Origin of the sequence: Glycomyces paridis (assembly GCF_004912155.1) — a bacterium.
Taxonomy (GTDB): Bacteria; Actinomycetota; Actinomycetes; order Mycobacteriales; family Micromonosporaceae; genus Glycomyces; species Glycomyces paridis.
On the sequence record NZ_STGX01000022.1, the window covers coordinates 99,071 to 111,555 of the forward strand.

Sequence of the window (12,485 nt, forward strand, 5' to 3'; positions counted from 1 at the left end):
GGTCAGCCCTTCCAGACGGTCTTGAGGTTCGTGAACTCGCGGATGCCCGCGGCGGCGAGCTCGCGGCCGTAGCCGGAGGCCTTGACGCCGCCGAACGGCAGCTCGGGGAACGAGACGGTCATGCCGTTGACGAAGACCGCGCCCGCGTCGAGGCTGCGCACGAACCAGTCCTGCTCCTCGGCGTCGTTCGTCCACACCGAACTCGACAGGCCGAACGTCGTCTGGTTCGCGATCCGCGCCGCGTCGGCCGCGTCCTCGGCGCGGTAGAGAGCGGCGACCGGACCGAACGCCTCCTCCTGCACGAGGCGGGCGTCCTCGCTGAGGTCGGCGAGGACGGTCGGCTCGTAGAACCAGCCCTCGCGGTCGGGCACGGCGCCGCCCGCGAGGACCTTGGCGCCCTTGGCGACCGCGTCCTGGACGAGTTCGGCGAGCTCGTCGCGGCCCGCGCGGGTGGCGAGCGGGCCGACCTCGGTGGCCGGGTCGAGCGGGTCGCCCACGGTCAGCGCCGCGATCCGCTCGGCGAAGCGGCGGCTGAACTCCTCGTAGACCTCGGCGTGGACGATGAACCGCTTCCCGGCGATGCACGACTGCCCGTTGTTGATGGTGCGGGCCGTGACCGCCGTGGCGACGGCGGCGTCGAGGTCGGCCGAGGGCAGCACGATGAACGGGTCCGAGCCGCCGAGTTCGAGCACGGTCTTCTTGATCGCCGCGCCGGCCGCCGCCGCGACCGAGCGCCCGGCGGCCTCCGAGCCGGTGAGCGTCACCGCGCGCACCCGCGGGTCCTCGATCACGGCGGCCACGGCGCCCGAACCGATGAGCAGCGCCTGGAACGCACCCACTGGGAACCCGGCCCGCTCGAAGAGGCCGTCGAGGTACAGGGCGGTCTGCGGGACGTTCGAGGCGTGCTTGAGGAGCCCGGTGTTCCCGGCGGCCAGCGCGGGGGCGGCGAAGCGCAGGGCCTGCCAGACGGGGAAGTTCCAGGGCATGACGGCGAGGACGGGGCCGAGGGGCTCGTAGCGGGTCCAGGCGCGGGAGGCGCCGACGGCGGCGGGGTCGGCCAGGGGCTCGTCGGCGAGGAAGGCCTCGGCGTGGTCGGCGTAGTAGCGCAGTCCCTTGGCGCTCTTGCGGATCTCGGCTTCGGCCTGGGCGATGGGCTTGCCCATCTCGACGACGAGGAGGCGCGCGGTGCCTTCGGCTTCGGCGTCGAGGAGGTCGGCGGCGCGGCGCAGCCATGCGGCGCGCTGGGCGAAGGTGGTGGCCTTGAGTTCAGTGAAGGCCTTGTGCGCCAAGGCGATACGTCGTTCAATCTCGGCAGGGCCGTGGGGTTCGAATTCGCGTTCGGTGGCGCCGGTCGCGGGGTTGATGGTCGCAATCGCCATTGATCGTCCGTTCGCTCGCGGGGCGCGGCCCCAGTGGTTACCGATGAGTAACAACCTTAGGCGATCGGGGCGCCCCTGTCACGCGCGGCGGCAGGGGCGTCGCGAGTGGAGCGTCAGCGGCGCCGGACGCGGTCGATGACCTCGCGGCCGAGTTCGGGGATCTCCCCCGCGGCCGAGACGAGCGCGGAGCGGGCGTCCTCCAGATGCGCGACCACGAGCCGGTGCCCCTGCTCGGCCTTGCGGCGGTCGTAGGCGAGCTTGACGGCGAGGGCGCCCGCGGCGGCGAGGCCGACGGCGACGCCGATGAGGACGAGCCGGGCCCGGCAGACCGAGGCGTGCGGCGGCGGTGCATCGTCGTCGGGCGTCCAGCCGCGGTAGGAGGTCATGTCGACCCGCTCGCGGCCCTCCATGTCGGAGAGGCGCAGCGCGTCGGCTTCGACGCCCGGCACCGCCTCGTCGTCCCGTGCTTCCTGTCGTGCTCGCATGGTCGCCTCCTCGCTCGGGCCGCCCGTTCCCGCGTCAATCTACAAGGGTTCCCGGGCCGGGGCCGCGGAAAACCCGGGGTCGGCGCTCAGTTCCAGCGGAAGGCCTTCACGGCGACCGCGCCGCAGACGAGGACGGCGGCGGCGAGCGCGAGGAGGTTCGCGGGGTCCTGGGGGAGGCCGGCCCAGGCCCGGCCCACGGCGTCGACGGCGGCGCCGAAGGGCAGCGCCTCGCCGACCGCGGCGACCGGGCGCGGCAGGTTCGACACGGGGCCGAACATGCCGCCCGTGGCGCCGAGCGCGAAGAACACGGTGAGCCCGATCGCGACGGCGGCGTTGCCGCTCGGCGCGACGGCTGCGACGAGCATCCCGAGGGCGTACATCGCGGCGGCGGCGAGGCCGAGGACGGCGAGGGCGGCGCCGGGGCGGGCGGGGGCGCCGACGCCGAACCAGGCGGTGGCGGCGGCGACGCCGAGCGCGATCCCCACGGCGGACTGGAGGACGCTCACGACCACCTGCGCGGCCAGGATCATCCCGGGGTTCGCGGGGGTGACGGCGAGTCGGCGCAGCACGTGGGTGCGGCGGTAGTAGGCGAGGAAGCTCGGCATGTTCACGACGCCGATCGTGGCGATGACGAGGGTGAGCACGAGCGGGACGACGTAGCGTTCGAAGATCGCGGCGGCCTGGGCGGGATCGGGTGCGTCGCCGGGTTCGGAGGCGCCGGTGGTGCCGAGGCCGTGCATGACGAGGGTGAGCAGGGGCAGGCCGAGGGGGATGACGAGGCCGGCGGTGTCGCGGACGACCATCTGGCCTTCGGCGGCGACGAGCGCGGCCCAGGCGCGGGGGCCGGGGCGGCGGGCGGGCGGCAGCGCGGTGTCGGTCATCGTTCGGTCCCTTCGCGGTTCGCGTCGTCGGCGAGGTAGGAGGAGGCGGAGGCGGGGTAGGAGGAGGCGGGGTCGAAGGGGCTGCCGGTCAGGGCGAGGAAGGCGTCTTCGAGTCCGGCCCGGCGGTAGGTCGTGTCGAGCGCGGCGACGCCGGCGGTGACGAGGGCGGTGCTCACCGCGTGCAGGAGCTCGCCGGTGCCCGTGGCGGTGACCAGGCCGTCCTCGGTGCGGACGGCCCGCACTTCGGCGACACCGTCGAGGAGCGCCGGGTCGAACGGGTCGCGGGTGCGGAAGCGCACCACCTGGTCGAGGCCCGCGCGGGCGACGAGCCCGTCGGGGGTGTCGACGGCGGCGACGCGGCCCCGCTCGATGAGGGCCAGGCGGTCGCAGAGCCGCTCGACCTCCTCCATGTGGTGGCTGACGAGGACGACGGTGACGCCCCTGTCGCGCAGTCCGGCGACGGCCTCCCACATGTGGCGGCGGGCCGCGGGGTCGAGGCCGGTGGTCAGTTCGTCGAGGATGACGGCCCTGGGCCTCCCGACGAGCGCGAGCGCGATGTTGAGGCGCTGCTGCTGGCCGCCGGAGAGCTTCTCGAAGCGGGTGCGGCGCCGGTCGGCGAGGCCGACGAGTTCGATGAGCTCGTCGGGGTCGGCGCCGTCGCGGTGGAAGCTGCGGTGCAGGCGCACCAGTTCGCGGACGGTGAGCGAGGAGTGGAGCGCGGCCTCCTGGAGCTGCACGCCGAGAAGCTGCCGGACGCGCCGGTCGCGGCGCGGGTCGAGGCCGAAGACGCGCACCTCGCCGCGGTCGGGGCGGCGCAGGCCCGCGACGGCCTCGACGGTGGTGGTCTTCCCGGCGCCGTTGCGTCCGAGGATGCCGTAGATCTCCCCTTCCTCGACGGTGAGGCTCACGTCCTCGACGGCGACGGTGTCCTTGTAGCGCTTGTGCAGGCCGCGGACTTCTATGGCGGGCATGGGGCCTCCTGTGTCGGGTGGTCTTCGACGCTAGGGGTCAAGGCGGGTGCGGCGCGCGTGCGAGAGGTCATGGAAGGGGTCCGTGACTTCCGGCAGGGGCGGAGGGGGCGTGCGGGCGTTTAGGCTGGACGGGATGGGACGGTTGAGCGCTGACGCGTGGGGCGGGGTCTTCGTGACGCTCGTGTGCCTGGTCCTGCCCGTGCCGGTGCTCTCGGGCCACGCCTCGGGGGCGCTGCCGGTCGGCTGGTGGCTGGCGGTCTACGCGGCGTTCACCGCGGCGTTCCTGTCGACCATGTGGCTCGCCGAGGTGATGCCGCGGCGGGCCGGGCTCGCGGCGCTCGCGGGCCAGTCGGTGCTCGGGCCGGTGCTCGTGCTGACCGCGCCGGGGATGGGCTGGACGCCGATCCTGCTGGTCCTGTCGGTCGCGGTGGCCGCCTACCAGGTGCCGCCGCGGGTGTCGGCGGGGATCGTCGCGGCCAACACCGCCGTGGTGGGCGCGGCGAGCGCGCTCACCGGGAGCGCCGCGTTCGAGGTCGGCATGGTCGCGGGCCTGTACCTCATGCTCCAGGCCGCGAGCGTGCTCACCGTGCGGGCGCACCAGCGGGTCATCGAGTCGCGGGTGCGCATCGCCGAGGCCAACGTGCGGCTGCGGGCCGCGACGGCGCTCCAGGCCGAGGCGAGCCGCACCGAGGAGCGGCTGCGGATCGCCCGGGAGCTGCACGACGCCGTCGGCCACCAACTCACCGTGCTGGCACTGGAACTGGAGATCGCCTCGCACCGGGCCGGTCCGGAGTCGGCCGAGCCGATCGACCGGGCCAAGGCCGTCACGCGCGAGCTGCTCGGCGAGGTCCGCGCGAGCGTCGGCGAGATGCGCCGCACCGGGCCGCGCCTGCGCGAGGTCCTCGAAACGGTGGTCGCCGACCTGCCCGCGCCCACGGTGCACCTGCGCATCGACGAGCGGGTCGAGGCCGACGCCGAGGTCACGCGGGCGCTGCTGCGATGCGTCCAGGAGGTGGTCACGAACGCGATCCGGCACTCGCGCGCGGCGAACCTGTGGATCGCGATCGACGCCGAAGGGGACCGGATCGTCTTCGACGCCCGGGACGACGGCCTCGGCGCGCGGGACTTCGCGCCCGGCAACGGGCTCGTGGGCATGGCCGAGCGCGTCGCGGCCCTCGGCGGGACCGCCGAGTTCTCCGGCGAGGACGGCTTCCGGGTGCGGGCGGCGGTGCCGGCGTGATCCGCGTGTGCCTCGTCGACGACCAGCACCTGGTGCGCGAGGGCGTCAAGCGGCTGCTCGACCTCAGCGACGAGGTCGAGGTGGTCGCCGAGGCCGACGACGGCATGGGCGCCCTCGCGGCGATCGGCGAGGCCCGGCCCGACGTGGTGCTGCTCGACCTGCGGATGCCCCGCCACGACGGGATCTGGACCCTGAACGCGTTGCGAGACAGCGGCATCGACGTGCCGGTCCTGGTGCTCACCACGTTCGACGACGACGAGCTGGCGATCGAGGCGATCCGCGCGGGCGCGAAGGGGTACCTGCTCAAGGACGTGACGCTCGACCAGCTGGTGAGCGCGGTGCGGACCCTCGCCGAGGGCGGGACGATGCTGCGCCCGGCCATCACCGACCGGCTCCTGCGGTCCCTGCGGCGCGAGGCGCCCCAGGACGAGGCCGGGGCGCCGCCGACGCCGCTCACCGAGCGCGAGACCGACGTGCTCGGGCTCCTGGCGGCGGGGTACAGCAACCGCGAGATCGCCGAGGCGCTGTTCCTCGCCGAGGGGACCGTGAAGAACCACGTCTCCAGCGTGCTCTTGAAGCTCGGCACCCGCGACCGCACCAGGGCGGTCCTGCGGGCCCTGCACCACGGACTGCTGGGCTGATCAGCCGCCCGCGGCCTGCCGCTGCGCCTCGCTGAGCGGCGTGCCGATCCCCGGGAGCAGGTGGAGGCGGTCGGCGTTGAGGTACCGCTCGACGTATCCGCAGGCGTGGCAGACCAGGAAATGGCTGTCGGCCTTGAGGGTCGGACGCCAGGACAGTCGCAGGTCGGGCTCGGCCGTGTAGGCGCCCAGCACGTAGATCCGGTCGCTCCCGCACTTGACGCAGATCCCTCGCCGCATTCCAGCCTCCCGAATAGGGGCCCAGTGTAGGGATGGGACGCAAGGGGACCGGGCCGCGCTGCGACCCGGTCCCCTGTCGTGCGTCAGACGGCGGTCCAGCGGCTCTCGTCGGCGGCGCTGGCCTCGACCGCGGCGAGGACGCGCTGCACCTGGAGGGCGTCCTCGAAGGACGGCTCGGGCTGCTCCCCCGCGGCGATGGACCCGACGAGGTCGACCACCTGGTGGGTGAAGCCGTGCTCGTAGCCGAGGCCGTGGCCCACCGGCCACCAGTTCCCGGTGTACGGGTGCTCGGGCTCGGTGGCCTGGATGCGGCGGAAGCCCGCGTTCGGCTCGTCGGCCCTGTCGTAGAACGACAGCGCGTTCATGTCCTCGAAGTCGAACGCGAGGGAGGCCTTGGTGCCGTTGAGCTCCAGGCGCATCGCGTTCTTGCGGCCGAGGGCGAAGCGGGTCGCCTCGAACACGCCGACCGCGCCGCCCTCGAACCGGGCGGTGAAGGCCGCGACGTCGTCCACCGTGACCGGACCTTTCGGCCCGTCGGTGCCGCCGTGGCCGCCGAGGCCCACGAAGTCGCCGCCGACGGGACGCTCCTTCACGAAGGTCTCCAGCAGCGCCGAGACGCCGGTGAGGTTCGTGCCGGAGATCCACTGCGCGGCGTCGATGACGTGCGCGCCGATGTCCCCCAGGGAGCCCGAACCGGACTTGGACTTGTCGAGGCGCCAGGTCAGCGGCGCGTTCTCGTCGGTGAGCCAGTCCTGGAGGTACTGCGCGCGGACGTGGCGGATCGGGCCCAGCGCGCCGGAGTCCACGAGCCGCTTCGCGAGCGAGAGCGCGGGGGTGCGCCGGTAGCTGAAGCCGCACATGGCGAACACGCCGCGCTCGCGGGCGGCCGCGGCGGCGGCCGTCATGCGCTCGGCCTCCTCCACGGAGTTCGCGAGGGGCTTCTCGCACAGCACGTGCTTGCCCGCCTCCAGCGCCGCGATCGTGATCTCGGCGTGGAGGTTCCCGGGCACGCACACGTCGATCAGGTCGATGTCGTCGCGCTCGACGAGACGGCGCCAGTCCGTCTCGCTGGACTCCCAGCCGTACTTGTCGGCGGCGGCGGCCACGCGTTCGGCGTCGCGACCGGCGATCGCGGTCATCCGCGGCGCCAGCGGCAGGTCGAAGAACCGCGGGGCGGTCCGCCAGGCGTGGGAGTGGGCCGCGCCCATGAAGGCGTAGCCGACCATGCCGACGCGGAGGGTATCGGGTGCGCTCACTGCGCCTCCTTCTGGCTCAATGCATCACGGACGGAGGTCCAGGATTTCATGACCGCGAGCAGGTCCGCGTCCCGCTCGGCGGCCACCGCGGCGTCGTAGGAGCGGGCCAGCACGTCGTCCACCGCGACCCGGGTACCGCTCGCGGCGCTCTGGACCGCGGCCTCGACCATCGCGAGGCTCATGACGTTGGCGTGCACCCGGCCCATCGGCTCGCGGCCGGTGCGCAGCGCGGCGGTGAACTCGCGCAGCGACCCGGCGATGCCGTCGCCGGGGTCCTCGGCCGCCGCCCCCGAGTCCGGGTCGGCGGTCGCGTCGCCCTCGCCGTCCCACACGGCGGTGCCGTGCTCGGCCGAGACGCGCCACGCGCCGTTCCAGGAGGTCTCGAAGCCGGGACTGCACCACGAGCCGTTGAACGTGAACCGCGCGCCGCCCTCCATCTCGAAGGTCGCCGTCGCCGCCGCGTTCCCGGCGTACCACGACCACGGCGGGTTGTACTCCTCGCAGACGACCGCGACCGGGTCGGCGTCGAGGAGGAAGCGGGCCATGTCGAACTGGTGGATCGCCATGTCCAGCAGCAGCGGCGAGTCCATCTCGTCGCGGAACCCTCCGAAGCGCGGCGCCTTGAAGAAGTCGACCGCGACGATGCCGACGCGTCCCAGCGCCGCGAGCCGCGCCTTGGCCTGGAACAGGCCCCGGTTGTATCGGCGGGACTGGCTGACCATGAACAGCAGCCCGGTCCGTTCGGCCGCGGCGGCCAGCGCCAGGCCCTCGGCGACGGTGGCGGCCACCGGCTTCTCCCCCAGGACCGGGAGGCCCGCGGCGAGCGCGGCGATCGTGACCGGGTGGTGCGCTTCGGGAATGGTGGCGTTCACCAGGGCGTGCGCGCCGGTGCGCCGGGCCAGTTCGACCGCGTCGGTGCCGGTGGGCAGGTCGCGGCCGAGGTCGGCCGCGGCCGCCTCCGTCGCGGCCGGGAACAGGTCGGCGATGCCGACGAGCTCGGCGTCCGGGTCGGCCTCGATGGTGTGCATCCAGGCGCGGCCCATGCCGCCGGCGCCGGCGACGACGAGGCGGAGCGGCCCTTCGGCGTCGACTGTGGAGAAGCTCATCGCTCGAACGCCCCGCGGTAGCCCTGGCCGTTGAAGAAGTCGTCGGTCTCGTAGCGCAGCAGGGTGGGGGTCTCGCGCTCGCGGTCGGGGCGGGCCCATTCGATGCCGTTGGCGATGACGTGGTTGACGTCGGGGTGGTGGTAGACCGGGAAGTCCTGGTCGCCGGGGCTGAAGTAGAAGATCCGGCCGAAGCCGCGCCGGTAGGTCATGCCGGAGCGGAAGACCTCGCCGCCGGTGAACCCGGAGATGAAGATCAGTTCGTCGGGGGTCGGCACGTCGAAGTACTCGCCGTACATCTCCTGCTCGGGGATGACGATCGGGTTGGGGATGCCGCGGGCGATCGGGTGCTGCGGGTTGACGGTCCAGACCAGTTCGCGGTCGTGCTCGCTGCGCCAGCGCAGCGTGCAGGTGGTGCCCATGAGCTTGGTGAAGATCTTCGACCAGTGCCCGGAGTGGAGCACGACCAGGCCCATGCCCGCGAGGACGTGCTTGTGGACGCGTTCGACCACTTCGTCGCTCACCTCGTGGTGGGCGGCGTGGCCCCACCACACGAGCACGTCGGTCTCGGCGAGGACGTCGCCGGTGAGGCCGTGCTCGGGCTCGTCGAGGGTGTGGGTGGTGAACACGGCCTTCTCGCCGAGCCATTCGCCCGCGCCGTTGGCGATGGCGCCGTGCATCCCGTCGGGGTAGCGCTCGGCCACGGACGGCTCGACCTGCTCGTGGCGGTTCTCCCCCCACACGACCACGCGGATCGGTTCGTTCGTCATGTCGGTCTCCTTCAGTCGGTTGTGAGCTTAAAAACTTGTGGTGGCGTTCGGGCCGGTTCGCCTCACGCGTCCGGGTCGGTGCTCGACCGGACCGCGAGCGCGGGTTCCAGCAGCACGTGCTCGGGTTCGTCAGGTCGGTCGATGACCAGGCGCACGAGCGCTTCGGCGATGCCCGCCGAGTCCTGGCGCACCGAGGTGATGCCGACGGTCCCGAACGAGGTGAGCGGCGTGTCGTCGTAGCCGGTGACCGCGACGTCTCGGCCGGGGGCGAGGCCGCGGGCCTGGAGGGCGATGACAGCGCCCGCCGCGAGCTGGTCGGAGACGCACACGATGGCCGTGGGCGGGGAGGCCGCGTCGAGGAGGTCGGCGGTGGCGCGCACGCCCGAGGCGAGGTCGCTGCCGGAGTGGACGATGCGGCGCTCGGCGGTGGAGGAGGCGAGGCCCCTGCGCGTGCATGCGGTGCGGTAGCCGTGCTCGCGCTGGCCCATCGTGACGCTCGTCAGGTGGGCGCCGACGAAGGCGAGTTCGCGGTGCCCGAGGTCGGCGAGGTGGTCGACGGCGAGTTCCATGCCGAACGCGGCGTCGCCTTCGACCCAGCTCCAGGGGCTCGCGAAGGCCTCGGCGGTCCGCCCGTAGGCGGCGAAGGGAATGCTGCGGCGCAGGAGTTCGGCCGGTCGGCGGTCTTCAGAGCCGATGTTGGAAAGCACGAACCCGGCCACGGACTGGCCGAAGTACAGGTCCTCGCAGGCGGTCATGAGAGCGTCGGGGTCGCGCTCGGTCAGGAGAGTGAGGTTGCGGTCGGCGGCCTGGCAGCGGGTGGCGAGGTCGTGGAGGAACGCGTCCATGTAGGGGTTGCCGGAGCGGTCGAGGGCGGGCAGGACGTAGCCGATCTGGCGGGGCTGGGCGAGTCTGAGGCTGCGGGCGACGAGGTTGTTGCGGTAGCGCAGCTCCCGCATGGCCTCGTGGACCTTCGCGCGGGTGGCCTCGGCGACGACCTCGGGGCGGTTGATGACGTTGGAGACGGTCATGACGGACACGCCCGCGCGTTCGGCGACGTCGGACATGCTCGGCTTGCGCCGCGACGGGGCGGTGCTCATGCGCCGTCCTCCGTTCGGTCGCGGGCGCGGCGCGGGTCCGCGCCGGGAGCGATTTTAAGCATAAACATGAGCTACGGTCAACCGCGTTCGCGGCCCGGTCTCACCCGGGCAGGACGCCCCGGCCCTCCCGGACCTCGAACACCAGCTGCGTCTCGGTCTGGCGCACCATCGGGTGCACGGTGACGTGCTCCAGGATGAGGTCGCGCAGGGCTTCAGGTCCGGCGACCGCCACGTGGAGGAGGAAGTCGTCGTCGCCGCCCACGTGGAAGACCGTCAGGGCCCCCGGCAGTCCGGCCAGCCGGTCGTAGAGGTGGTGCACATGCTCGCGGTTGTGGCTTCCCAAGCGCACCTTGATGATCGCGTGCAGCGGACGGCCCAGGGCCTCCGGCGAGATCCGGGCGCGCACGCCCGCGACCACACCCGATTCGCGCAGGGCCCGGACCCGGTACGCGCAGGTCGACTCGGCCACGCCCGCGCGGGCGGCGATGGCGGCGTTCGTCGCCCGCCCGTCCTCGACGAGCGCGGCGAGGATCGCCAGGTCCGTCCCGTCCAGCGCGACCGGCCCTTGCGTTTTCTTCGGCTGCGCGCCCGCCATGACGACTCCCTCCGCCGAATCTTCACCGATATCGGCCGACGACTGATGTTCCTTCGGCGAGTATTGCACCTGGCTGCGGTTCTCCCTACAGTCTGGGCATGACTTCGCCGTGGCTGCAACCGGACACCCTCGCCGTGCACGCGGGCCGCGAGGACCTCGCCGGCCTCGGCGTCCACGCCCTCCCGATCGACCTCTCCTCGACCAACCCGCTCCCCGACATCGAGGCCGGGGGCCTGTCCTACGAGGCCATGGCCACCGGCGGCAGGCCGACCGCCGAGGGCGGCGCGGTCTACGCGCGCCTGTGGAACCCCACGGTGGCCCGGTTCGAGTCGGCGCTGGCGCAGCTGGAGCACACCGGTGCGGCGGTCGCGTTCGCCTCGGGCATGGCCGCGATGACCGCGGCGATCCTGGCGGCCACGGCCGAGGGCCGCCGCCACGTTCTCGCCGTCCGGCCCCTGTACGGCGGCACCGACCACCTGCTGGCGACGGGCCTGCTCGGCACCGAGACCGCCTACTGCACCGCCGAGGGCGTCGCCGCCGCAATCCGGCCCGACACGGCGCTGGTCGTCCTGGAGACCCCCGCGAACCCGACCCTGGACCTGGTCGACATCCGCGCGGTGGTCGAGGCCGCCGGGCCGGTCCCGGTGCTCGTGGACAACACCTTCGCGACCCCGGTGCTCCAGAACCCCGCCGACTTCGGCGCCGCGATGGTGCTCCACAGCGCGACGAAGTACCTCGGCGGCCACGGCGACGTCGTCGCGGGCGTCGTGGCCTGCGACGAGTCCACCGCCGAGGCGCTGCGCCGCGTCCGCGCCGTCACCGGCGGGCTCCTCCACCCGCTCGGCGCCTATCTGCTCCACAGGGGACTCGCGACGCTCCCGATCCGGGTCCGCACCCAGCAGGAGGGCGCGCGACGCGTCGCCGACTGGCTCGCGACGCACCCTGAGGTGGCGCGCGTGCACCACCCCGGCCTCGCCGAGGACCCCCGCGGCCTCCTCGGCTCGCAGATGCGCGGGCCCGGCGCGATGATCGCGGTCGACCTCCGCGGCGGATACGAAGCGGCCCAGCGGGTCACCTCGGCGGTCCGCCTGTTCACCCACGCCGTCTCGCTCGGCGGGGTCGACTCGCTCGTCCAGCATCCTGCGGCCCTGACACACCGGCCGGTCGCGCCCGAAGCGCGGCCCGCCGCCAGCCTCATCCGGCTCTCGATCGGCCTCGAAGCCCCCGAGGACCTCATGACCGACCTCGACCGGGCCCTCACGGTCCGTACTCCGGAACGCGCCGAAGCGATCCCGGCCTGACCCGCAGATCCGCAGCTCGGCCGCAGTTTCGTTCAACGTTGCCGCTCGCCGTGGAACGGGCAGGTAGGCGGCGAGGGCCAAACAAGGTCCGATCGCCGCGCAGCTCGGTCAAAGTGTCCCGCTCGCGCCGCGGTCAGCAATGGCGCCTTTCAGACGGGTTGCCGGTCCTTACGGGACGTCGCGCGGTGAGCCCTCCGGAGCCGAAGCCCGACGGCGGTCATCCATCCGAGACCGATGAGCAGCCCCAGCCGCTGCAACAGCCCGCCGAGACCGACCATGCCGCTTTCAAGGGTGTACAGGTTTCGTTCGGCCTCAAGGCAGGCGACGAGAGCGGCCAAGGTGAGGCGGACGGCGACAATGCGGCGAGCCCTTCGCGCAGTCGCAGCGCCGAGGCCGGGGCCGGGTCGGCTTTGCTCGGCCTCAGAGCGGGCGGCGACAACGAGCTGTGCGGTTGGCGCCGGGCTCCGGGCCGGCGCCCGCCTGGTTGTGCTGCTTCGGCCCGGTCTTTGACTTGTCAGAGGGGCTGCAG

13 protein-coding genes are annotated in these 12,485 nt (G+C 73.3%); 3 read left to right on the top strand and 10 right to left on the bottom strand.

Annotation, left to right across the window (positions count from 1 at the left end; all coding sequences use genetic code 11):
• Positions 1-2: 2 nt before the first annotated feature.
• From E9998_RS23205 to E9998_RS23220, 4 genes are all read right to left on the bottom strand, one after another.
• Positions 3-1,379, bottom strand: coding sequence for an NADP-dependent succinic semialdehyde dehydrogenase (locus E9998_RS23205; RefSeq protein WP_136532103.1), 1,377 nt, complete (start codon positions 1,377-1,379; stop codon positions 3-5).
• A 113-nt stretch (positions 1,380-1,492) separates the two neighbouring features.
• A complete protein-coding gene (locus tag E9998_RS23210) occupies positions 1,493-1,864 on the bottom strand; it encodes a hypothetical protein (protein ID WP_136532105.1) in 372 nt (123 codons plus the stop codon).
• Positions 1,865-1,950: 86 nt separating this feature from the next.
• Positions 1,951-2,745 carry an ABC transporter permease gene (locus E9998_RS23215; protein ID WP_136532107.1) on the bottom strand — a complete coding sequence of 265 codons (795 nt, stop codon included), beginning with the start codon at positions 2,743-2,745 and terminating at the stop codon, positions 1,951-1,953.
• Positions 2,742-3,716 carry an ABC transporter ATP-binding protein gene (locus E9998_RS23220; RefSeq protein ID WP_136532109.1) on the bottom strand — a complete coding sequence of 325 codons (975 nt, stop codon included), beginning with the start codon at positions 3,714-3,716 and terminating at the stop codon, positions 2,742-2,744. The genes E9998_RS23215 and E9998_RS23220 overlap by 4 nt, the downstream gene beginning before the upstream one ends.
• A 133-nt stretch (positions 3,717-3,849) precedes the next feature.
• On the opposite strand from E9998_RS23220, the gene E9998_RS23225 reads away from it, so the two are divergent.
• Both E9998_RS23225 and E9998_RS23230 read left to right on the top strand, forming a co-directional pair.
• Positions 3,850-4,956, top strand: coding sequence for a sensor histidine kinase (locus tag E9998_RS23225; RefSeq protein ID WP_136532110.1), 1,107 nt, complete (start codon positions 3,850-3,852; stop codon positions 4,954-4,956).
• Positions 4,953-5,597 (top strand): response regulator, encoded by a 645-nt coding sequence (locus tag E9998_RS23230; protein WP_136532112.1) that lies wholly within the window; start codon positions 4,953-4,955, stop codon positions 5,595-5,597. Before E9998_RS23225 ends, E9998_RS23230 begins: the two co-directional genes overlap by 4 nt.
• On the opposite strand, the gene E9998_RS23235 is transcribed toward E9998_RS23230, so the two are convergent.
• The 6 genes from E9998_RS23235 to E9998_RS23260 form a co-directional block, all read right to left on the bottom strand.
• Positions 5,598-5,834 carry a hypothetical protein gene (locus E9998_RS23235; protein ID WP_136532114.1) on the bottom strand — a complete coding sequence of 79 codons (237 nt, stop codon included), beginning with the start codon at positions 5,832-5,834 and terminating at the stop codon, positions 5,598-5,600.
• A gap of 83 nt (positions 5,835-5,917) precedes the next feature.
• Positions 5,918-7,060, bottom strand: a complete 1,143-nt coding sequence (locus tag E9998_RS23240; RefSeq protein WP_136532140.1) for a Gfo/Idh/MocA family protein — start codon at positions 7,058-7,060, stop codon at positions 5,918-5,920.
• A gap of 26 nt (positions 7,061-7,086) precedes the next feature.
• Complete coding sequence (locus E9998_RS23245) at positions 7,087-8,196, bottom strand: Gfo/Idh/MocA family protein (protein ID WP_136532116.1); 1,110 nt, start codon at positions 8,194-8,196, stop codon at positions 7,087-7,089.
• Entirely contained in the window at positions 8,193-8,963 is a 771-nt protein-coding gene (locus E9998_RS23250) for a ThuA domain-containing protein (RefSeq protein WP_136532118.1), read from the bottom strand. The genes E9998_RS23245 and E9998_RS23250 overlap by 4 nt, the downstream gene beginning before the upstream one ends.
• Positions 8,964-9,025: 62 nt before the next feature.
• On the bottom strand, positions 9,026-10,060 hold the full coding sequence (locus E9998_RS23255; RefSeq protein ID WP_136532120.1) for a LacI family DNA-binding transcriptional regulator: 1,035 nt from the start codon (positions 10,058-10,060) through the stop codon (positions 9,026-9,028).
• Positions 10,061-10,160: 100 nt separating this feature from the next.
• Entirely contained in the window at positions 10,161-10,655 is a 495-nt protein-coding gene (locus tag E9998_RS23260; RefSeq protein WP_136532122.1) for an Lrp/AsnC family transcriptional regulator, read from the bottom strand.
• 98 nt (positions 10,656-10,753) lie between these two features.
• On the opposite strand from E9998_RS23260, the gene E9998_RS23265 reads away from it, so the two are divergent.
• Complete coding sequence (locus E9998_RS23265; RefSeq protein ID WP_136532124.1) at positions 10,754-11,956, top strand: trans-sulfuration enzyme family protein; 1,203 nt, start codon at positions 10,754-10,756, stop codon at positions 11,954-11,956.
• The last annotated feature ends 529 nt before the right edge of the window (positions 11,957-12,485 follow it).